This is a genomic window from Dietzia papillomatosis NBRC 105045, assembly GCF_001570845.1.
Taxonomy (GTDB): Bacteria; Actinomycetota; Actinomycetes; order Mycobacteriales; family Mycobacteriaceae; genus Dietzia; species Dietzia cinnamea.
This window is the reverse complement of record NZ_BCSL01000017.1, coordinates 44,843-64,601: the sequence shown is the minus strand read 5'-3', so window position 1 is coordinate 64,601 and position 19,759 is coordinate 44,843. Positions and strand designations below refer to the sequence as shown.

The following is a 19,759-nucleotide window of genomic DNA, read 5'->3' as shown; positions in this document are numbered from 1 at the left end:
TGACCATGACCCCCAAGATCCTCGTCGTCGACGACGACGCCGCGCTGGCAGAGATGCTCACCATCGTCCTGCGGGGCGAGGGGTTCGAGACCGAGATCGTCGGCGACGGAGTCCGGGCCATCGAGACGTTCCGCGCGGTGCAGCCCGACCTGGTTCTGCTGGATCTCATGCTGCCCGGGAAGAGCGGGATCGACGTGTGCCGGGAGATCCGCGCCGAGTCCCGGGTGCCGATCGTCATGCTCACCGCCAAGACCGACACCGTCGACGTGGTCCTGGGCCTGGAGTCCGGTGCGGACGACTACATCATGAAGCCGTTCAAGCCCAAGGAGCTCGTCGCCCGCATCCGCGCGCGCCTGCGCCGGGGCGAGGACGAGCCGAGCGAGGTCTTGCACATCGGGGACGTCACCATCGACGTGCCCGCGCACACCGTCACCCGTGACGGCACGCCGATCCCGCTGACCCCGCTCGAGTTCGACCTCCTCGTGGAACTGGCCCGCAAGCCCCGTCAGGTGTTCACCCGTGAGGTCCTGCTGGAGCACGTGTGGGGCTACCGTCACTCCGCCGACACCCGTCTGGTCAACGTCCACGTCCAGCGCCTGCGCGCGAAGATCGAGAAGGACCCGGAGAACCCCGAGGTCGTCCTCACCGTCCGCGGCGTCGGCTACAAGGCGGGCCCGGTCTCGTGACGACCGCTCGTCCCGACGACGCGGCGGCGTCCACCGGGGACGAGCGCGACACCCGGGACGCCGGCGACGCGAACCCGACCCTGCGCGAACGACTGTCCTCACTGGACCCCGCCGCGCTGGGCGTGCGGATCGCGCGCATGTGGCGACGCTCCCTGCAGCTGCGGGTCGTCACCTCGACCCTCGCGTTGTCGATGGGCGTGATCCTCACGATCGCGTTCATGCTGCAGAGCCAGATGGCCGCCCAGCTGCTGTCGACCAAACTCGACGCCGCCATTGAGCAGGCCGGCCGGCTCCGCCTCACGGTCGAGGCGCAGATCGCCGCGACCGACGAGGGCACCAGCGAGCAGTCGCGGCTCGACCAGGCGCGCAGCGCCATCAGCGACCGCGGCGTCGCGTCCGGTGGAGACTCCGTCCACGCCGGGACGTTCGACCCCATCCTCGTCGTCCCCGACCAGACGGGCCGCGGTCAGGTGGTCAGTCCCGCCGAGGCGGAGGTGCCGCCCGAACTGCAGTCCCTCGTCCAGCGGGGGCGCATCGCCTACCAGTACGTCACCGTCGACTTCCGCGGCGAGCAGGCCAAGGCGCTCATGCTGGGCACCCCGACCGACTCGTCCATCCCCGGGCTCGAGCTCTACCTCGTGTACCCGCTCATCGCCGAGGAACAGACCCTCGGCATCATGCGGGGGATCGTCGCCACCGCCGGCCTGGCGATCATCGTGCTGTCCGCGGCGATCGCGTGGATCGTCGCGCGGCAGGTGGTGCTGCCCGTCCGGCAGGCGGCCTCGATCGCCCAGCGCTTCGCCAACGGCCACCTCAAGGAACGCATGGTCATCCGCGGCGAGGACGACGTGGCCCGGCTGGCGATGGCCTTCAACGACATGGCCCAGAGCCTGTCCGACCAGATCACCCAGCTCGAGGAGTTCGGCGACCTGCAGAAGCGGTTCACCTCCGACGTCTCGCACGAACTGCGCACCCCGCTCACCACCGTCCGGATGGCCGCCGACATCATCTCGGACTCGGCCGAGGACCTCGACGCCCCCACCAAGCGCGCCGTGGAGCTGCTCGAGTCCGAACTCGACCGCTTCGAGAGCCTGCTCACCGACCTGCTCGAGGTCTCGCGCCACGACGCCGGCATGGCCGAGCTGTCGACGGCCGAGCTGGATGTGCGCAACGCCGTCAGGGACGCGGTCGGCACCGTCGCCCACATCGCCGAGGCCGCGGGCGTCGAGGTCGAGATCGACATGCCCGACGAGCCGGTCATGGCCGAGGTCGACTCCAGGCGCGTCGAGCGGATCCTGCGCAACCTCGTGGCCAACGCGCTGGACCACTGCGAGTCCAAGCCCGTGCGCGTCACCCTCCGCGGCTCCGACACCGCCCTCGCGGTCTCCGTCCGCGACCACGGCGTCGGGCTCAAACCCGGCGAGGAGACACGCGTGTTCAACCGGTTCTGGCGCGCCGACCCCTCCCGGGTGCGCCGCTCCGGCGGCACCGGCCTCGGACTGGCGATCGCCCTCGAGGATGCCAAGCTGCACGGCGGCCGGCTGGACTGCTGGGGCAGCCCCGGCGAGGGATCATGTTTCCGGCTCACCATCCCGCGCCGGCGCGGCAGCACGCTCACCTCGAGCCCGCTGCCGCTGACGCCCGAGGACGAGGCGCGGCTCGTGTCCACCGGCTCACCGACCCCGCTCGAGCGGGGCCCCGGAACGGCGGAGGACACACCATGACCCGACCCCGGCTCCTGACGGTCGCCGTGACACTGGCCTGCGCCACCGGACTGACGGCCACCGGCTGCGCCACGCTGCCCTCGTCGTCGTCGCCCCAGGTCATCGGCACGTTCGCGCCGGAGGGCGACGACCTGGCGATCCCCACCCCCGTGCCCGACCAGGAACCGGACCTCCTGGTCCGGGATTTCCTCAAGGCGGCGGCCATCGCCGACCAGCGGCACGCCGCCGCGCGCCAGTTCCTCACCCCGGAGGCCGCGGAGACCTGGGACGACCTGGCCGAGACCATCATCGTGCTGCGCGCCGACCTCAGTGCGGAGGGCGGCCGCTCGGCCGACCGCGCCGAGTACACGCTCCGCGCGGAGAAGGTCGGCTCACTCGACCCCGGCGGCATCTTCCGCGAGGACGTCGGCCAGCTCGAGGTCACCATCGGGCTCACCCGCACCGACGGACAGTGGCGGATCGACGAACTGCCGCCGGGAGTCGTGATCGAGAAGGCCGAGTTCTTCTCCACCTACGCCCAGCGCGAGCTGTTCTTCCTCTCCGGCTCCGGCGAAGCCCTCGTCCCGGACCCCCGGTGGACGGCCGCCGACCGCACCGACCTCGAGTACTCCCTCGTCAACCTCCTCGCCACCGGCCCGCGCGCCGGTCTCACCGACTCCGTCCTGTCCAGAGTCCCCGCCTCCGTCTCCGTCCGCCCCGGCGAGGAAGACGGCGCAGACGTCCCCGGCACCACCATCGACTTCGCCGGGCTGCCGGTGCTGAGCAGTCAGGCCACCACCCAGTTCGCCGCTCAGGTCGTGTGGACCCTCGCGCGCGCCGACGTCCCCGGGCCCTACCGCCTCGAACGCGACGGCGCGCCCCTCGACGAGCGGTACGCGAACGGGTGGACCACCGAGGACGTCCGCGACTTCGACCCCTACCCGCCGGCCGAGCCCATGCGCTACGCCCTCACCGCAGCCGACGGGCTGGTCCGACTCGAGCCGGGCGGCGCCCGCCCGGCCGGCGGACCGTGGTCCGAGGTCCGCAGGGGCAGCAGCGCCGCGGTGTCCTACGACGGGCGCGTCCTCGCGATGGTGGTCGGCGACGAGGCGGCGGGGACCAGCCGGCTCCTCGTGGGACCGATCGACGGCGAGCCCACCGAGGTCCTCACCGCGCGGAGCGTCGCCGGACCCACGTTCCACCCGGTCGACGGCCGGGCGTGGGTGATGGTCGACGACACGCGCCTCGTCCGCATCGGGATGGGGCGCGGCGGCCCCGACGTCCGGGAGATGGAAGCCGGCCCGATCCGGTCCCTCGGCGGCCGGGTCACCGCCCTGCGCATCGACCAGTCCGGCACCCAGATGGCCGTGGTCGCCGACGGCAAGGTGTTCATCGGCTCACTGTCCGCCGAGACGGGGCAGCCGCTCGCCGGCACCTTCCGGCAGGTCGGCCGCGCACTCGGGGAGACCGCCACGTCCGTGGCGTGGCGTGACCGCTCGACGATCGTCGTGGCGCGCGACACCACCGAGGCGCCCGTCGCGACCGTCTCCGTCGACGGGGCCATCGCGGAGCCGCTGTCCCAGCGCAACATCTCCGGACCGGTGACCGCCGTGGCCGCGGCCGGACGCGAGATCTACGTGGTGGACCGGCGCTCCCTGCTGCGCCTCGACACCGGCGCCCAGACCGGGGACAGGTACTGGCGGGAGATCCCCGGACTGGCCGCGATCCGCGCCGACCCGGTGGTCGCGGGCTGACCCGGTGACCGCCGGGGACGAGGGCGCGCCGCCCTCCGGACGCGCCACGCCTCGCCGGCGCGGCACCGACACCTGGGCCGCCGCCCTGGCCGACCTGTTCGTGCCGCTCGAGTGCGCCGGCTGCGGACGCGCCCGCCACCGGTGGTGCCCGGGGTGCGCCGCGACCCTGGCCGGACCACCGCTCGTCGTACGGACCCGCGCCGACCTCCGCGTCCCCGCCTGGGCGCTGGCCCGGCACGCCGGCCCGCCCGCACGCGCCGTGTCCGCCTACAAAGACCGCGGCAGATCCGACCTCGCGCGCCCGTTCGGCACCGCCCTCGCCGCGGCGATCGACCGCCTGCGCGAGGCGGGGGAGATCGCCGAGGCGGGGGAGCGTCCCACCGTCCTCGTGCCGGCCCCGGCGTCGGCGCGGGCCCGCCGACGGCGCGGGTTCGACCACGTCCGTGACATCGTGGACGTCCTGGCCGCCGACCTCGCCGGCTCGCTACCGACCGGCCCGGTGGTCGTGGCGCCGCTGCTCGAGGTCCGCGGACGAGTGCGTGACGCCTCCGGCCTCGGTGCGCGGGCCCGCGCCGACAACCTCTCCGGGCGCATCCGCCGACGCCCCGCCGGGACGGTGCTGCGCGCCTCCCCCGGGGCGCCGGACACGGTGGCCGCCCTGCTGGCGACCCCGGCCACGGTCCTGTTCGTCGACGACGTGGTGACCACCGGCGCCACGGCCGCCGAGTGCGTGGCGGTCCTCGCGGCGGGAGGCCTGCCGGTGACCGCTGTCCTGGCCGTCACCGCCGCCTGAGCGAGCGCCGTCGCGTGCGGACCGAGGTGAGCTTCGCCGTCTCGGGTGCGGCGTCAGCGGGAGCGGGTAGAGTGGGCTTCGGACGGGTTCACCAGCACATTCGCCGCCTGTCGGCTCCGGTGGGCCGTGTCCGCAGAGTGTCCACTCAGCCATGTGGGTGGACCCTTCGGCCGGGATTCCGGGCGGTTACCGGACCGGTCGCAGCGGTCCGCCGCAGGCCCGATGAGGAGGAGCTTCGATGGCGAAGACCCCCGCAGTCCTGCTCGACCCCGCCACCTTCGACGGTCCCGAGACCGACGATCCCGGCACCCCCGAGGCCCAGGTCACCATCCGCGGCCGGAACGTCGAGGTCCCCGACCATTTCGCGAGCCGGATCAACACCAAGCTGGCGAAGGTCGAGAAGATGGCGCCGTTGATCCAGCGGTTCGACGTGATCCTGTTGCACGAGAACAACCCGAGGCTGGCCAAGGTGAGCCAGCGCGTGGAGATCACCGTCAAGGGCAAGCCGGGAGTGGCCCGGGCCGAGGCGGCCGAGGACACCTTCTACGCGGCTCTCGAGTCGGCCGTGGCCAAGCTCGAGCGGCAGATGCGCAAGGCCCGCACCCGTCGCAAGATCAGCCACTCCGGGCACCGGCGGCCGCAGTCGGTCGCCGAGGCGACCGCCGAGCTGGCCGCCGACGCCGCCCCGGTCGACGCGCTGGACCAGCAGCTCGACGGCGTGGAATACGACGACGGGGTCGACGCCTCGATGCCCGGGCAGATCGTGCGTCGCAAGGAGCACGACGGCACGCCGATGTCGGTCGACGAGGCGCTCGAGAAGATGGAACTCGTGGGTCACGACTTCTACCTGTTCCGCGACGCGGAGACCGGACGCGCCACCGTCGTCTACCGCCGGCACGCGTTCGACTACGGGCTCATCACCCTGAGCGACGAGGGCTGACGGCCTCCACCCGCACCCGCCGAGGGCGGTCCGGTCCCACTCGACCGGACCGCCCTCGGCGTGTCAGGACGGCCCGAAGCACCTAGGATGAACCCGGGCCCGCGTGCCACCACGCAGGTCGCAGATACCACGACCACTTCCCCGACCACGAGGACGTTCGAGACTGTGTCCATTCTTTCCAAGCTGCTGCGGGCCGGCGAGGGGCGAAAGCTCAAGAAGTACACCGCTCTCGCCGACTACGTGGACTCGCTCTCCGCCGACACGGAGAAGTTGACCGACGACGAGCTCCGGGCGAAGACCGGGGAGTTCAAGCGTCGAGTGGCCGAGGGGGAGACGCTGGACGACCTGCTGCCCGAGGCGTTCGCCGTGGCGCGCGAGGCCGCGTACCGCGTCCTCGGGCAGAAGCCGTACAAGGTGCAGATCATCGGCGCCATCGTGCTGCACACCGGGTCCGTCGCCGAGATGAAGACCGGCGAGGGCAAGACCCTGACCTGTGTGCTGCCCGCTTACCTCAACGCCCTGTCCGACAAGGGTGTGCACGTGGTGACGGTCAACGACTACCTCGCGAAGCGCGACGCCGAGTGGATGGGCCGCGTCCACCGCTTCCTGGGCCTGTCCGTGGGCGCCATCCTCAGCGGCATGACGCCCGACCAGCGGCGCGAGGCCTACCACGCCGACATCACCTACGGCACGAACAACGAGTTCGGGTTCGACTACCTGCGCGACAACATGGCGCACGACACCGCCCAGCTCGTCCAGCGCGGCCACAACTACGCGATCGTCGACGAGGTCGACTCCATCCTCATCGACGAGGCGCGGACCCCGCTCATCATCTCCGGTCCCGCCGACGGTTCCAGCAAGTGGTACGCCGAGTTCGCGCGCATCGCCCCGCTGTTGGAGGAGGGCACCCACTACGAGGTGGACCGCAAGAAGCGGACCATCGGCGTCACCGAGCAGGGCGTGGAATTCGTCGAGGACCAGCTGGGCATCGACAACCTCTACGAGGCCGCCAACTCGCCGCTGGTGAGTTACCTGAACAACTCCATCAAGGCCAAGGAGCTGTTCACCAAGGACAAGGACTACATCGTCCGCGACGGCGACGTCATCATCGTCGACGAGTTCACCGGGCGCGTCCTCGACGGTCGCCGCTACAACGAGGGCATGCACCAGGCCATCGAGGCCAAGGAGCGCGTGGAGATCAAGGCCGAGAACCAGACCCTGGCCACCATCACGCTCCAGAACTACTTCCGGCTCTACGAGAAGCTGGCCGGCATGACCGGCACCGCCGAGACGGAGGCGGCCGAGCTGTACCAGATCTACAAGCTTGAGGTCATGCCCATTCCGACCAACCGCCCCATGGCCCGCGCGGACCAGCCCGACCTCATCTACAAGACCGAGGAGGCCAAGTTCGCCGCAGTGGTCGAGGACATCGCCGAGCGGGTCGAGAAGAAGCAGCCGGTGCTCGTGGGCACCGCCTCCGTCGAGCGCAGTGAACACCTGTCCCGGCTGCTCACCCGCAAGGGCATCAAGCACCACGTGCTCAACGCGAAGTTCCACGCCCAGGAGGCCCAGATCATCGCCCAGGCCGGCCGGCCCGGCGCGGTCACGGTCGCCACCAACATGGCCGGCCGCGGTACCGACATCGTGCTGGGCGGTAACCCCGACATCATCGCAGACCTCAACCTCCGCGAGCGCGGTCTCGACCCGGTGACCACCCCGGAGGAGTACGAGGCCGCGTGGGACGCCGAGATCGAGCGGATGCGCAAGCTCACCAAGGAGGAGGGCGAGCGGGTCCGCGAGGCCGGTGGCCTCTACGTCCTGGGCACCGAGCGGCACGACTCGCGCCGCATCGACAACCAGCTGCGCGGTCGTTCCGGCCGCCAGGGCGACCCGGGGGAGTCCCGCTTCTACCTGTCGCTGGGTGACGAGCTCATGAGGCGCTTCAACGGCGCGGCCGTCGAGGCGATCATGAACAGGCTGAGCCTGCCCGACGACGTGCCCATCGAGGCCGGCATGGTCTCGCGCGCCGTGAAGAACGCTCAGACGCAGGTCGAGTCGCAGAACTTCGAGATCCGCAAGGACGTGCTCAAGTACGACGAGGTGATGAACCAGCAGCGCACGGTCATCTACCGTGAGCGCAAGCGCATCCTCGAGGGCGAGGACATCACCGACCAGGTCGAGTCGATGATCTACCAGGTGGTCAGCGCCTACGTCGACGGCGCCACCGCCGAGGGGTACGTCGAGGACTGGGACCTGGAGAAGCTGTGGGACGCGCTGCGGCAGCTGTACCCCGTGTCGATCACCGCGCAGGAGATCATCGACGGGGACGAGTACGGCTCTCCCGGCGATCTGTCCGCCAAGAACCTCAAGGACGCCGTCCTCGACGACGTCTTCGCCCGGTACGACGAGCGCGAGGCCGAGATCGAGGGGATCGGCGGCGAGGGCGCGATGCGCCAGCTCGAGCGGTCGGTCATGTTGCAGGTCCTCGACCGCAAGTGGCGCGAGCACCTCTACGAGATGGACTACCTCAAGGAGGGCATCGGTCTGCGGGCGATGGCCCAGCGCGACCCGTTGGTCGAGTACCAGCGCGAGGGCTACGACATGTTCTCGGCGATGATGGACGGCGTGCGCGAGGAGACCGTGGCGTTCCTGTTCAACGTCAAGGTCCAGGCGGGCCGGCAGCAGGCGGCGATGGCCGGCCCGTCGGCCGCGCAGGCCGCGGCGCTGGCGGGTGGCAATCCCATCCTCCAGGCGGCCGGCACCGGCCGGGACGTGAGCGAGGAGCAGATGCAGTTCTCCGGCCCGTCGGAGAGCGGCGACGCCCAGATGGTCGACGAGGGCGCCAGCGCCAACCGGGCCGAGCGCCGCTCGCAGGAGCGTCAGCAGCGGGCCGAGCGCCGGGAGCGGGCCGCCCGGACCGCCTCGCGCGGTCGCCGGGACTGATCGGTCCCGCCCGGCCACCGCGCCGGGGCGCTCACACCAACCGCAGGGCCGTGCAGCCGGCCCCCGTGGGTGTCACCCGGATGCGGGCCGCGACGGCGAACAGCCGCGGTCCGCGCGCGTACGTGGCGCAGACCTCGTAGTCCCGGGACCCGGGGTCCCCGTCCGGCCCCGCGTCCGTCGCCACGGCGCCGGCGGCATGGATGTGGAGGCGGTGGAGTCTGGCGGGCCCCAGGTGCTGTCCGGGTACACCGGTGCGCGCGAGGGAACGCAGCATCTCCATGAGATGCGGCGGGAACGCCCCACGGGTGTTCTGCGGCGCGCGCCGACGATCCACGACCTCCAGCGCCATGACGACGAGCGCGTGGGCGGCCCGTCGTGCAGGCACGGGTACCTCCTCGTCCGGGGCGGGCGCGGTTCCCGGGGTGCGTTGGACGACGCGCTCGCGCTCACGTCCCCGCGAACCCGGTTCGGGTTCCGTCGGCGGCAGGGGTCGGATCCGGCCGTCCGCCGTGTGCGTCTCCGCGGCGCCTCCGGCGGCGATCACGGCGGCCGGCGGCGGCCGGCCGGACGTCGGTGCGGATACGGGTGTCGGTGTCATCTGGCTGGGCTCCTCTCGCGCTCGACCCTCGGTGGTCTCGCGTCCTCTACCCTCTTGACGCCGCGGATCGCGGCCGTGGTTCCACCTCGCCTACTGCACACCGGACGGGTGTTGCCTAGGCTGTCCCCATGCGTGGACTGATAGTCGACTACTTCGGCGTGCTGGACGGCACGGACGAGGACCGTGAGAACTGGCGGTCGATCCTGACCGGTGCGAGGGCCAACGATGTGCGCCTCGCCGTGCTGAGCAACGAACCCGAGGGGTCGGGCGCCGACCGCGTCCGCGAGGACGCCCGTGAGTACGGGATCGACCACGTGGTGCTCAGCGGCGCGATCGGCGTCGAGAAGCCCGAGCCGGAGGCCTTCCTCGAGGCCGCCCGCCGCCTCGAGCTCGAGCCGAGGGAGTGCGTGATGGTCGACGACGCGATCGAGAACATCCTCGGCGCGGTGCAGACCGGCATGATCGGCGTGTTCTACCAGGTGTTCGATCGGGCGGCCGTGGAGATCCGCGGTCTGCTCGGGTTGGACGAGGCGGTCTGACGCCGTGGCGACCAGGCTGGCCACCGCGGACGCGGACCTGCTCCTCGGGGACGCCGCGCGTTCCCGGAGCCGGCACTCGTGTTCGTTGGCCCTGGTCGCCCGCGACGAGCCGTGGGACATCGACCGTGTCATGGAATTCGTCGACACGCGGCTGGCCGACGCGCCCCGCTACCGGCAGCGGATCCGCCAGGTCCCGTTCGGCCTGGCCAGGGCGGTCTGGGTCGACGACCCCGACTTCGACCTGAGCTTCCACGTCCGCCGGTCGGCGCTGCCGGCGCCGGGCGGGATGCGGCAGCTGGCCGACCTGGTGGCCAGATTGGTCGACAGGCCCCTCGAGGCGGATCGTCCGCTGTGGGAACTGTACCTCATCGAGGGCCTGCCCGACGGCCGGTTGGCGATCCTCACCAAGACCCACCACGTCCTGCTGGGCGGGCCCAACGCCGTCGATCTGGCGCAGGTGCTCATGACCGACGAGCGCGTCTCCGCGGATGTCGACGAGGTCGCCACCTGGACGCCCGTGCCGTCACCCGGAGACGGGGTGCTGGTGCTGGACGCGCTCATGACCATCGCGACCGACCCCCTGGAGTTGGTCCGGCGTTCGGGACGCCTGGCGAACGCGCTGGAGCGCGCGACTCGTGGTCTCGTGGGGGCTGCCACGCTCTCCGTGTTGCGTCCCGGCGGGGGTCTGTCGGAGATGTTCCGCACCGCGCGCCCCCGGGGCAGCAGGGTCGGGCTCGCGTCGTTCCCGTTGTCCGAGGCGAGGGAGATCGCCCGGGCGCACTCCTGCAAGGTCAACGACGTGGTGCTCGCTGTCCTGTGCGGGGCGCTGCGGTCGTGGATCTTGTCCTGCGGTCATCCACTGTCGACATCGGACAGCCTGCGCGCGATCGTCCCGATGGCCGTGACCGCCGAGGCCGACGGCGCCGAGGCGCCGGGTGACGTCACGTCCGCGGAGATCGCCTCGGCGCTCATCGGTATGCCGGTGGGGGAGCCGAATCCCCGGATGCGGTTGGCGCAGATCGCCCGCGAGGCCGCGACCCAGCGGTACCCGCGGGAGGCGGTCGGCGCCAAGTCCCTGGCCCGGCTCTCCGGGTTCGCCCCGCCCACCTTGCACGCGCTGGCGTCCCGGGCGGCGATCATGTTGCCGTCGGAGAGCTACGACCTGGTGGTGACCAACGCCCCCGGTCCGCAGCACAAGGTGTTCTGGGGCGACGGCGAGCTGGTCGAGGTCTACCCCGTCCCGGCGCTTCTCGAGGGCCAGGCGCTGGCCGTGTCCATGAGCAGTTACTCCGGCACCGTGTACTGCGGCTTCACCTCCGACCGCCAGGCCGTCCCGGACGTCGAGGAGATCGGCGAGCTGATCGCGTCGGCCCTGGACGAGCTCGCCGGTTCCGCTGGCTGACCGGAACCGGCCGATCCACCGGCGCCCCCCCCAGTAACCGTCACCCGCCCCAGGAAGGCCCACCGATGCGACTGTTCATCCCCGCCACGCTGACGATGCTCGAGACCCTGCTGGATGCGGGCGAGATGCCCGTGCGGAGCGGGACCGCGTTCGCGGCGACCCCCGCCCTGATCGAGTCGTACGCGGAGGGCGACATGGAGGAGATCGAGCACGTGGCGTTCCTCGAGGCCGCCCGCGCCTCCCTCCGCCTGCTCGGCGGCGAGCTCGACTCGGGGACGGCGCACGAGGCCCACCCGTACCGGCGTGTCGTGGTGAGCGCGGACGTGCCGGATGAGCAGGTCACGCCGCGCCCGGATCTCGACACGGCCGTCGTGCGCCTGACCGGTGGGACGGTCGCGATGGCCGACATCGCGGCCGTGCACGTGGACCTCGCGGGAGCGGTCGACCTGGTGCGAGACGCCGTCGAGGCGGTCGATCGGGCCGATCTCGGGGACGAGGACGCGGAGCTCACCGTGGGGGACGCCCTCGACGTGGATCTGGCGTGGTACGACGCCGTGGAACTGCCGTTCCTGCTCACCCTGCTCTGAGGGCGACGGTATGGGCGTCGACGGCTTACCTACGCTACCGTAGGTTCATCTTCTGGCAGCGTCGGTCCGATCCCCGGGCCGCGGGTGGCCGGACGCGAGGAGGCACCAATGTCCGAGTCGAAGAGCGGGCTCAGTCGCATCATGCGGGCGGCGGCCGCGCGGGTCCCCGAGCCCCGGGGCGCGCGTCGGTTCCTCAACCGTCTGACGCACCCACTGCGCATGGACGACTACTCGTCGCTCATCTACCCACTGTGGTCCGCGCGGGAGCTGCGCGGCGAGATCGTCTCCGTGCGTCGCGAGGCCGACGACGCGGTGACGCTCGTCATCAAGCCGGGGTGGGGCGCCACCCCGGAGTACCGCCCGGGCCAGTATCTGGGGATCGGTGTGCTGCTCAACGGCCGTTGGACGTGGCGGTCGTACTCGTTGACCTCGGCGCCCACGAGCGGTCGTGGCGAGTACTCGGTGACCGTCAAGGCGATGCCGGAGGGCCTGCTGAGCAATCACATCGTCGGCACCGTCGAGCCGGGCACCATCGTCCGGTTGCAGGCCCCGGCAGGTGACTTCCACCTGCCCTCCCCGACTCCGGACAAGCTGATGTTCGTCACCGCCGGGTCGGGCATCACGCCCGTGATGGGCATGCTGCGGTCCCTTGACCGGCGCTCGGCCGACGAGCGGTTCCCCGACGTGGTCCACGTCCACTCCATCCGCGACCGTGAGGACGCGCTGTTCCACGACGAGCTGCTCGCGTTGGAGCGCACCCAGCCCGGGTACACCCTCCACCTGCGGGCGACCAGCGAGGAGGGCCGCATCAACGCCGAGCAGATGGCGGCGCTGGTGCCGGACTGGTCCGAGCGGCCCACGTGGGCCTGCGGTCCGTCGGCGATGCTCGACGAACTGACCGAGCACTTCGAGGCCTCGGGGCGCGACGACCTGCACGTCGAGAGGTTCACCGTGGACCGCAACGCCGGCGCGTCGGGCGGGACGGTCAAGTACGGCTCCACCGGCAAGACCGTCGAACTCGACGGGGCCACGACGATCCTCGAGGGCGGGGAGAGCGTCGGCGTGCAGATGCCGTTCGGGTGTCGCATGGGCATCTGCCAGACCTGCGTCGTGGGCCTGGACGAGGGGCACGTGCGTGACCTGCGCAACGGCACCGATCACGGCCCGGGCGAGCGGATCCAGACGTGCGTGTCGGTCGCGCTGGGGGACGTCGAGCTCAAGCTCTGACGCCGCCCGGCGCCCGCCGCGGGCCCGCGCCGCCCGCCGCCCGCGTGCCCGTGGCGGCGCGTCAGTCCTGGTCCAGTCCCAGCGCCCAGGGGTCGTTGGACTGCAGCGCCCCGAGCAGCTCGCGCACGGCCATCGCCCGTCGGTGCACGGCCGGATCGTCGATGGCGTCGAACGCGCACTCGGGGTCGGCCGGCGGTCCCTGGTGGGTGCACCCGCGCGGGCAGTCCGCCGCGATCTCGTCGAGGTCGGAGAACGCGGCCACCACGTCGTCGGGCGAGACGTGCGCCAGTCCGAAACTGCGGATGCCCGGCGTGTCCACCACCCAGCCGCCGGCGGCCAGTTCGAGCGCGACCGACTGGGTGGACGTGTGCCGGCCCTTCCCGACGCCGGAGACCACGCCCGTCGCCCTGTCCGCATCGGGGACCAGGCGGTTGACCAGGGTCGATTTCCCGACCCCGGAGTGCCCGATCATCGCGGAGATCCGGCCGTCGATCACGGCGTGGAGATCGTCCAGCTCGTCGTCGACCCCCACCCGCAGGACCGGCACGTCGAGGGCGGCGAACTCGGCGGCGAACGCGGACGGGTCGTCGAGGTCGCCCTTGGTCAGGCACAGGACCGGTTCCAGCCCGCCGGTGTAGGCGGCCACGAGCGCGCGGGCGACGAATCCGGCGCGGGGCGGCGGGTCGGCCACGGCGACCACGATGAGCAGCAGTTCGGCGTTGGCCACCACGACGCGCTCGTAGGGGTCGGAGTCGTCGGCGGTGCGACGCAACACGGTGGAGCGGTCCTCGACGCGCACGATGCGGGTGAGGGTGTCGCGCGCGCCGGACAGGTCACCGACCACGCCCACACGGTCACCCACCACCACGGGCGTGCGGCCCAGTTCGCGCGCACGCATGGCGACGACGCGGGTTCCGGCGCTGTGCCCGGGTCCGTCGTCGAGCAGCACGCACCCCCACCGGCCGCGGTCGACGGCGACGACCATCGCGGCGGCCGCGTCGTCGTGGCTGGGCCGGCGCTTGGTGCGCGGGCGCGACCCCTTGCCGGGCCTGATCCGGACGTCGGATTCGTCCCACCCGCGTGCGCCGCCCGCGCCCCGTCCGCTCGGCATGGCGGTCCGTCAGCCCCGTCCGGCGAGCATGTCGGCCCACAGGGTGGTGAAGCCGGGCAGGGTCTTGGAGGTGCACCCGATGTCGTCGACCTCGACACCCGGCACGACCAGTCCGACGATGGCGCCGGCGGTGGCCATGCGGTGGTCGGCGTAGGCGCGCCACGGGGCGCCGCGCAGGGGCGCGGGGGAGATCTCGAGGCCGTCGTCGAGCTCGGTGACGCCGCAACCGACGGCGCCCAGCTCGGCGGCCAGCGCGGCGAGGCGGTCGGTCTCGTGGCCGCGCAGGTGCGCGATCCCCGTGAGGCGCGACGGGCCGTCGGCCAGGGCGCACAGCGCGGCGACGGTGGGGGTGAGCTCGCCGACGGCGGACAGGTCCCGGTCGACGGGGGAGAGGCGGGAGGGGCCGACGACGACGAGGGTGCCGTGGTCCGCACCGTCGGCGATCTCGAGGGTCACGGACGCGCCCATGGCCCGCAGGATGTCGCGGATGGCGTCGCCGGGCTGGGTCGTGGTGGCGGGCCAGTGCGGGACGCGGACGGTTCCGCCGGTGACCGCCGCGGCGGCCAGGAACGGGGTGGCGTTGGACAGGTCGGGCTCGACGACACGGTCGACGGCCGCGATCGGGCCGGGGGCGACCCGCCATGACGACGGGGTCGGCTGTTCGACGGTGACGCCGGACTCGCGGAGCATCGCCAGTGTCATCTCGATGTGCGGTCCGGACGGGACGGGCGAGGCCCCCACGTGGACGAGGTCGACGCCCTCGTCGAAGCGGGCGGCCGAGAGCAGGAGGCCGGAGACGAACTGCGAGGAGGCCGAGGCGTCCATCTCGACGCGGCCCCCGCGCAGAGACCCAGCGCCCGAGACGGTGAAGGGCAGGCGCTCGCCGTCGATCTCGGCTCCGAGGGCCCGCAGCGCGTCGAGCACCGTGGACTGCGGGCGGATCCTCGCGGCGGGGTCGCCGTCGAAGGTCGAGGGGCCGGTGGCGAGAGCGGCGATCGGCGGGACGAAGCGCATGACCGTCCCGGCCAGCCCGCACTCGATCTCCCCGCCGCGCAGCGGCCCCGGGGTGATGAGCAGGTCGGTGTCGTCGGGGCGGAGATCGCCGGCGGGGCCCTCGATCCGGGCGCCCAGGGACCGCAGGGCGCCGATCATGAGGTCGGTGTCCCGGCTGCGCAGGGTGCCGGTCAGGCGGGAGGGGCCGTCGGCCAGGGCGGCGAGGGGGAGGGCGCGGTTGGTCAGCGACTTGGATCCGGGGACTACGACGTCGGCGTCCACGGGGGCTGCGGCGACGGGGGCGCTCCAATGACTCACCCGGCCATTGTCGCCCATCGCGGGCGCTCCCGGCGGACTCGGGTGCGAGGATGTCGGCATGTGTGGACGGTTCTCGCTCTCTTCCGCCCCGGCGCAGCTCGCGCTGGAACTGGACGCGGTCGACGAGGCGTCCGCCCCGCCCGTCGGCCTTCACCCGGACACCGCGCCGCCGACGCCGCGGTTCAACATCGCGCCCACCACCACCGTCCCGGTCCTCACGCTGGACGTGCCGCGCGAGAGCCTCGACGAGGCCGTCGGCCCCGCCGCCCCGCGACGGGTGCTCCGGGCCATGCGGTGGGGGCTGGTCCCGTCGTGGACCAAGGAGTCCCAGCGCCTGCCCACTCTGTTCAACGCCCGCGTGGAGACCGCGGCCTCCAAGCCGGCGTTCCGCGCCGCCGTCGCCCGCCGGCACTGCGTGGTGCCGATGGACGGCTGGTACGAGTGGGTGCCCGGTGACCCCGCCTCCCCGGGTGCTAAGGCGGGGCCCAAGCAGCCGTACTTCATGAGCCTGCCGGGCGACCGCGGCCTGTTGATGGCCGGACTGTGGGAGGCGCGGCGCGACCCGGTCGACCCGTCCGTCTCCCAGTTGTCGTGCACGATCCTCACCACCGAGGCGCTGGGCCCGCTCCGGCGCGTCCACGACCGGATGCCGCTGGCCGTCCACCCGGACCTGGTGGCGGACTGGCTCGATCCCGCCGTGATCGGCGACCCCCGCGCGCTGGTCGACGGCGCGGGCGGGGATCTCGGGGAGTGGGCGGAGTCCGTCGAGATCCGCCCGGTCTCCCGGGCGGTGTCGAACGTCCGCAACGAGGGGCCGGAGCTCGTCCGGCCCGTCGACCCCACCGAGGGGATGTTGTTCTAGCGGGACGTCGTGACCGGGGCCGTCACCGCGCCGGTGAGCCGGACCAGCTCCGCGGGGTCGAGTTCGATCTCCCAGCCGCGCCGCCCGGCGCTGCACAGGACCGTGCGGTGACCGAGCGCGGAGGCGTCGACCACCGTGGCCAGGGGACGCTTCTGGCCGATGGGGGAGACGCCACCCACCACGTAGCCGGTGGTCTTCTCTGCGACGTCGACCGGCGCGAGCGTGGCCCTGCCGCACCCGAGGGCGGCGGCCGCGGCCTTGAGGTCGAGCGAAGAGGTCACCGGCAGCACCGCCACCGCCAGCGCGACGCGGGAACCCGCCGGCGGACGCGCTGTCGCCAGGACCAGGGTCTTGAACACCCGGTCGGCATCCACCCCCAGGCGCTCGCCCATCACGCGGGCGGCCTCGTCGCCGTATGCGGTCTCGCCGCTCGCGTCGTAGATGTGGACCTCGTGGGCGACCCCGGCGGCCCGCAGCGCGGCGATCGCGGGGGTCGCCGCGGCACCGCCGCGTCCACCCGCCGCGGCACCGCGACCGCTCTTCCTGCCCACGGTCGACCAGCGTAGTTCCCTCACGCTCCGGAATACGGGTGCGGCGGCCCGCGTTGTTCCTGGGCGAGTGCCCCGGGATGGTCCGGGGACGGGAAGGAGGGTGCGATGCGGACCGCGGTCCTCGACGCCCCGGATGTGCGGTTAGACTCCGGGACATCGACAGGTGAGGAGTTCCGGTTGCCGACCGAGTTGCAGCCCGACGAGGCCGACCAGCGCGCCGAGCAGTTCGAGGAGCTGGCCATGCCACTGCTCGACCAGCTGTACGGCGCCGCCTTGCGGATGACCAGGAATCCCGCCGATGCCGAGGACCTGGTGCAGGAGGCCTACGCCAAGGCGTTCGCCGGGTTCCACTCGTTCAAGCCGGGGACCAACTTCCGGGCCTGGATGCACCGCATCCTCACCAACGCTTACATCAACCACTACCGCAAGCGGCAGCGGCAGCCCGCGCAGTACCCGACCGACGAGATCACCGACTGGCAGCTCGCCGCGGCGGCCGAGCACACCTCGACGGGGCTGCGTTCGGCGGAGGTCGAGGCCATGGAGCTGCTGCCGGACGACGAGATCCGTGCGGCGCTGGCCGAGCTCCCCGAGGAGTTCCGGATGGCGGTCTACTACGCCGACGTCCAGGACCTGCCGTACAAGGAGATCGCCGAGATCATGGACACCCCCCTGGGGACCGTGATGTCGCGTCTACACCGCGGCCGCAAGCAGTTGCGGGAACTCCTGCGCGACGTGGCCACCGAGCGCGGCTTCGGCCGTGACCGTGAGGAGGGGGCGAAGTGATGAAGGAGCACGATCCGCGCCTCGACGAGATCGACTGTCGCGCCGCGATGCGCGACCTCTCACTGCTCGTGGATCTCGAATGCGACGACGCTTGCCGTTCGCGCCTCGAGCACCATCTCGCCGGCTGCCCGGACTGCCGGGAGATGTTCCTGTCGGAGCGGCGTCTCAAGGCCAAGCTCTCGAGTTCGTGTTGCGAGAAGGCGCCGTCGGGCCTGCGGGAGCGTCTCATGGTGGAGATCCGGCGTACGACGGTGACCACGACGGACGTCGACGGCACGACCGTGGTGCACCAGCGCACGACGGTGGAGCGGCGCGACCTCACCTAGACCGGCCGGGCGGTCGACGTCACGGCCGCGCCGGACACAGACGAAGGGGCGGGCACCTGTTCGGTGCCCGCCCCTTCGTCGTTCGTGCGTTCCTGAACTCAGCTGTTCGGACGCTTGCCGTGGTTAGCGTTCTTCTTGCGGCGATCCCGCCTCTTGCGGCCACGCTTGCCCATGGTCGCCTCCTTTCGTCGGTGTACAAGTCTTCCATGCGCGGGCCCGTGTGGTTGCATTGGAGGTGTCCGGGGGCCGCCTTCGAGGAAGTAGAGGAACAATCCGTATGGCTGAACAGGTCCGTGCCGAGATGGTCGCGAACGTCATGGAGGTCGTCGCGGCGGTCGGTACCGAGGTCGCCGAGGGCGACACGATCGTGCTCCTCGAGTCGATGAAGATGGAGATCCCGGTGCTGTGTGAGACCTCCGGCAGCGTGACCGAGGTCGCGGTGAAGCCGGGGGACGTCATCCAGGCGGGTGACCTCATCGCGGTCATCGACTGACGGGGCGGATGCTCTCACGCCGAAGGCCGGCCCGTCCCCGTGGGGGAGGGGGCCGGCCTTCGGCGTATGTGGTCCGTGTCAGACGGCGGTGCGGGTGCGGGCGCGGCGACGCTTGAGGGCACGACGCTCGTCCTCGCTCATGCCGCCCCAGACGCCTGCGTCCTGGCCGGACTCGAGTGCCCAGGACAGGCACTCGGCGGTGACGGGGCAGCGGTTGCAGACGATCTTCGCCTCGGCGATCTGCGCGAGGGCGGGCCCGGAATTACCGACGGGGAAGAACAGCTCGGGATCCTCGTCGCGGCAGATGGCCTTGTGGCGCCAGTCCATGGGAACTCCTTTGATGTGAGACCGTGATCGGGTGCGCCGGGCAGCACGACCAACCGCCACCGACGCGTGGACATGTAGAGTCCACGGACGGACGTGCGTGTTCGATGGCACCCGGCGGGTGTTGGGGGATCTGTACCCTTTCCGCGGGCTCGCTCCTGTCGGAGGGGCTCCCGGTTAAGGCGAGGCAAACACGGTGTGTCTGCGCTGTTACAAATGATCGTCCCACGATTTCATGACAAGTCAATACGTTTTTGGCCTATGTGGTAAACGTCACGCGGCTTGTCAAATCGCCGGAAAACCGCACACCAGAGGTGGTGATGGCCTAATCAGACCGCGGTCCGTCTGGTGGTTTCAGTGGCGTGGCGGGGCCCGCTTAATCTGGAGAGGTGAACGTGAGACGACCAGATGACCGTGGTGTTCAGGCCGATCCCCGAACGGCGATCCCCACGCCGGTCCGCCTCGCCGGGTGGATCTCCTCGGCCCAGGGACTGATCGGTGTCGGTGTGGCCGTGGTGCTGTTCGTCCGAGCGTTGGGCGGACACCGCGAGGAGACCGTCGTCATCAGCGGCTACGGCACCGCGGTGTGGTTCGCGATCCTCGGCGGCGGGTTGTTGGCCGCGGGGGTCGGGTTGCTCCGCGGCCGGCGATGGGGCCGTGGGCTCGTCGTGATCGCCGAGCTCCTGCTGCTGTTCGTCGCCTGGTACGTCGGGGTGGGCTCGGATCAGTACCTCGCCGGCATCGTCCTGGCGGTGATGTGCGCGACGGCGCTGGTGTCGCTCTTCCGACGCGACGCGGTCGAGTGGTACGCCGTGTGACCCTCCCG

21 protein-coding genes are annotated in these 19,759 nt (G+C 71.8%); 15 read left to right on the top strand and 6 right to left on the bottom strand.

Annotation, left to right across the window (positions count from 1 at the left end; all coding sequences use genetic code 11):
- Positions 1-5 precede the first annotated feature (5 nt).
- From mtrA to secA, 6 genes are all read left to right on the top strand, one after another.
- Positions 6-686, top strand: coding sequence for an MtrAB system response regulator MtrA (gene mtrA, locus DPA01S_RS08000; protein ID WP_061915297.1), 681 nt, complete (start codon positions 6-8; stop codon positions 684-686).
- Positions 683-2,410 (top strand): MtrAB system histidine kinase MtrB, encoded by a 1,728-nt coding sequence (gene mtrB, locus DPA01S_RS07995; protein WP_061228042.1) that lies wholly within the window; start codon positions 683-685, stop codon positions 2,408-2,410. Before mtrA ends, mtrB begins: the two co-directional genes overlap by 4 nt.
- Positions 2,407-4,143 carry an LpqB family beta-propeller domain-containing protein gene (locus DPA01S_RS07990; protein ID WP_061915261.1) on the top strand — a complete coding sequence of 579 codons (1,737 nt, stop codon included), beginning with the start codon at positions 2,407-2,409 and terminating at the stop codon, positions 4,141-4,143. The genes mtrB and DPA01S_RS07990 overlap by 4 nt, the downstream gene beginning before the upstream one ends.
- 4 nt (positions 4,144-4,147) lie before the next feature.
- Positions 4,148-4,936: a ComF family protein gene (locus tag DPA01S_RS16765; RefSeq protein ID WP_232303066.1), complete on the top strand. Its 789-nt coding sequence runs from the start codon at positions 4,148-4,150 to the stop codon at positions 4,934-4,936.
- A 238-nt stretch (positions 4,937-5,174) separates the two neighbouring features.
- Positions 5,175-5,876, top strand: a complete 702-nt coding sequence (gene hpf / locus DPA01S_RS07980; protein ID WP_007628525.1) for a ribosome hibernation-promoting factor, HPF/YfiA family — start codon at positions 5,175-5,177, stop codon at positions 5,874-5,876.
- Between the two features lie 165 nt (positions 5,877-6,041).
- Positions 6,042-8,819, top strand: a complete 2,778-nt coding sequence (secA, locus tag DPA01S_RS07975; RefSeq protein ID WP_061228040.1) for a preprotein translocase subunit SecA — start codon at positions 6,042-6,044, stop codon at positions 8,817-8,819.
- A 31-nt stretch (positions 8,820-8,850) separates the two neighbouring features.
- Here the strand turns inward: secA and DPA01S_RS07970 are convergent, their stop codons facing one another.
- Positions 8,851-9,417: an Rv3235 family protein gene (locus DPA01S_RS07970; protein WP_232303065.1), complete on the bottom strand. Its 567-nt coding sequence runs from the start codon at positions 9,415-9,417 to the stop codon at positions 8,851-8,853.
- A 128-nt stretch (positions 9,418-9,545) separates the two neighbouring features.
- On the opposite strand from DPA01S_RS07970, the gene DPA01S_RS07965 reads away from it, so the two are divergent.
- From DPA01S_RS07965 to DPA01S_RS07950, 4 genes are all read left to right on the top strand, one after another.
- Positions 9,546-9,956 carry an HAD family hydrolase gene (locus DPA01S_RS07965; protein WP_061228039.1) on the top strand — a complete coding sequence of 137 codons (411 nt, stop codon included), beginning with the start codon at positions 9,546-9,548 and terminating at the stop codon, positions 9,954-9,956.
- A 4-nt stretch (positions 9,957-9,960) separates the two neighbouring features.
- Positions 9,961-11,358, top strand: a complete 1,398-nt coding sequence (locus DPA01S_RS07960; RefSeq protein ID WP_007630257.1) for a wax ester/triacylglycerol synthase family O-acyltransferase — start codon at positions 9,961-9,963, stop codon at positions 11,356-11,358.
- Between the two features lie 65 nt (positions 11,359-11,423).
- Positions 11,424-11,945, top strand: coding sequence for a DUF6912 family protein (locus tag DPA01S_RS07955; RefSeq protein WP_007630255.1), 522 nt, complete (start codon positions 11,424-11,426; stop codon positions 11,943-11,945).
- Between the two features lie 108 nt (positions 11,946-12,053).
- Positions 12,054-13,172, top strand: coding sequence for a ferredoxin reductase (locus tag DPA01S_RS07950; RefSeq protein WP_061915259.1), 1,119 nt, complete (start codon positions 12,054-12,056; stop codon positions 13,170-13,172).
- A 61-nt stretch (positions 13,173-13,233) separates the two neighbouring features.
- On the opposite strand, the gene rsgA is transcribed toward DPA01S_RS07950, so the two are convergent.
- Positions 13,234-14,283 (bottom strand): ribosome small subunit-dependent GTPase A, encoded by a 1,050-nt coding sequence (gene rsgA / locus DPA01S_RS07945; protein WP_061915257.1) that lies wholly within the window; start codon positions 14,281-14,283, stop codon positions 13,234-13,236.
- 9 nt (positions 14,284-14,292) lie between these two features.
- Positions 14,293-15,612, bottom strand: coding sequence for a 3-phosphoshikimate 1-carboxyvinyltransferase (gene aroA, locus DPA01S_RS07940; RefSeq protein ID WP_061228037.1), 1,320 nt, complete (start codon positions 15,610-15,612; stop codon positions 14,293-14,295).
- A 40-nt stretch (positions 15,613-15,652) separates the two neighbouring features.
- Here aroA and DPA01S_RS07935 point away from each other — a divergent pair, with 40 nt between their 5' ends.
- The gene (locus DPA01S_RS07935) at positions 15,653-16,456 is read left to right on the top strand and encodes an SOS response-associated peptidase (RefSeq protein WP_061228036.1); all 804 of its coding nucleotides are present in this window, start codon (positions 15,653-15,655) and stop codon (positions 16,454-16,456) included.
- On the opposite strand, the gene DPA01S_RS07930 is transcribed toward DPA01S_RS07935, so the two are convergent.
- Positions 16,453-17,007: an aminoacyl-tRNA deacylase gene (locus DPA01S_RS07930; protein WP_061915254.1), complete on the bottom strand. Its 555-nt coding sequence runs from the start codon at positions 17,005-17,007 to the stop codon at positions 16,453-16,455. The two genes, DPA01S_RS07935 and DPA01S_RS07930, sit on opposite strands and share 4 nt — an antisense overlap.
- 105 nt (positions 17,008-17,112) lie before the next feature.
- Between DPA01S_RS07930 and DPA01S_RS07925 the strand changes: the two genes are divergently transcribed.
- Entirely contained in the window at positions 17,113-17,790 is a 678-nt protein-coding gene (locus tag DPA01S_RS07925; RefSeq protein ID WP_061228035.1) for a sigma-70 family RNA polymerase sigma factor, read from the top strand.
- On the top strand, positions 17,790-18,116 hold the full coding sequence (locus DPA01S_RS07920; RefSeq protein ID WP_061228034.1) for a zf-HC2 domain-containing protein: 327 nt from the start codon (positions 17,790-17,792) through the stop codon (positions 18,114-18,116). Before DPA01S_RS07925 ends, DPA01S_RS07920 begins: the two co-directional genes overlap by 1 nt.
- A gap of 98 nt (positions 18,117-18,214) precedes the next feature.
- Here DPA01S_RS07920 and DPA01S_RS17660 read toward each other — a convergent pair whose 3' ends face one another.
- On the bottom strand, positions 18,215-18,289 hold the full coding sequence (locus DPA01S_RS17660; RefSeq protein WP_370650909.1) for a 50S ribosomal protein bL37: 75 nt from the start codon (positions 18,287-18,289) through the stop codon (positions 18,215-18,217).
- Between the two features lie 104 nt (positions 18,290-18,393).
- On the opposite strand from DPA01S_RS17660, the gene DPA01S_RS07915 reads away from it, so the two are divergent.
- The gene (locus tag DPA01S_RS07915; RefSeq protein ID WP_061915251.1) at positions 18,394-18,609 is read left to right on the top strand and encodes a biotin/lipoyl-binding carrier protein; all 216 of its coding nucleotides are present in this window, start codon (positions 18,394-18,396) and stop codon (positions 18,607-18,609) included.
- 78 nt (positions 18,610-18,687) lie between these two features.
- On the opposite strand, the gene DPA01S_RS07910 is transcribed toward DPA01S_RS07915, so the two are convergent.
- The gene (locus tag DPA01S_RS07910; RefSeq protein WP_007630625.1) at positions 18,688-18,936 is read right to left on the bottom strand and encodes a WhiB family transcriptional regulator; all 249 of its coding nucleotides are present in this window, start codon (positions 18,934-18,936) and stop codon (positions 18,688-18,690) included.
- Between the two features lie 386 nt (positions 18,937-19,322).
- Between DPA01S_RS07910 and DPA01S_RS07905 the strand changes: the two genes are divergently transcribed.
- Positions 19,323-19,751 carry a hypothetical protein gene (locus tag DPA01S_RS07905; protein ID WP_153038751.1) on the top strand — a complete coding sequence of 143 codons (429 nt, stop codon included), beginning with the start codon at positions 19,323-19,325 and terminating at the stop codon, positions 19,749-19,751.
- Positions 19,752-19,759: the final 8 nt, after the last annotated feature.

What these genes read in the sequence shown, in the direction of transcription:
- DPA01S_RS07910 (WP_007630625.1), bottom strand. Translation starts at nt 18,936, where the DNA reads ATGGACTGGCGCCACAAGGCCATCTGCCGCGACGAGGATCCCGAGCTG.
- rsgA (WP_061915257.1), bottom strand. Translation starts at nt 14,283, where the DNA reads ATGCCGAGCGGACGGGGCGCGGGCGGCGCACGCGGGTGGGACGAATCC.
- DPA01S_RS07920 (WP_061228034.1), top strand. Translation starts at nt 17,790, where the DNA reads ATGAAGGAGCACGATCCGCGCCTCGACGAGATCGACTGTCGCGCCGCG.
- DPA01S_RS07955 (WP_007630255.1), top strand. Translation starts at nt 11,424, where the DNA reads ATGCGACTGTTCATCCCCGCCACGCTGACGATGCTCGAGACCCTGCTG.
- hpf (WP_007628525.1), top strand. Translation starts at nt 5,175, where the DNA reads ATGGCGAAGACCCCCGCAGTCCTGCTCGACCCCGCCACCTTCGACGGT.
- DPA01S_RS07925 (WP_061228035.1), top strand. Translation starts at nt 17,113, where the DNA reads ATGCGGACCGCGGTCCTCGACGCCCCGGATGTGCGGTTAGACTCCGGG.
- DPA01S_RS07935 (WP_061228036.1), top strand. Translation starts at nt 15,653, where the DNA reads ATGTGTGGACGGTTCTCGCTCTCTTCCGCCCCGGCGCAGCTCGCGCTG.
- aroA (WP_061228037.1), bottom strand. Translation starts at nt 15,612, where the DNA reads ATGGGCGACAATGGCCGGGTGAGTCATTGGAGCGCCCCCGTCGCCGCA.
- DPA01S_RS07915 (WP_061915251.1), top strand. Translation starts at nt 18,394, where the DNA reads ATGGCTGAACAGGTCCGTGCCGAGATGGTCGCGAACGTCATGGAGGTC.
- DPA01S_RS07990 (WP_061915261.1), top strand. Translation starts at nt 2,407, where the DNA reads ATGACCCGACCCCGGCTCCTGACGGTCGCCGTGACACTGGCCTGCGCC.
- DPA01S_RS07950 (WP_061915259.1), top strand. Translation starts at nt 12,054, where the DNA reads ATGTCCGAGTCGAAGAGCGGGCTCAGTCGCATCATGCGGGCGGCGGCC.
- DPA01S_RS07965 (WP_061228039.1), top strand. Translation starts at nt 9,546, where the DNA reads ATGCGTGGACTGATAGTCGACTACTTCGGCGTGCTGGACGGCACGGAC.
- mtrA (WP_061915297.1), top strand. Translation starts at nt 6, where the DNA reads ATGACCCCCAAGATCCTCGTCGTCGACGACGACGCCGCGCTGGCAGAG.
- DPA01S_RS07970 (WP_232303065.1), bottom strand. Translation starts at nt 9,417, where the DNA reads ATGACACCGACACCCGTATCCGCACCGACGTCCGGCCGGCCGCCGCCG.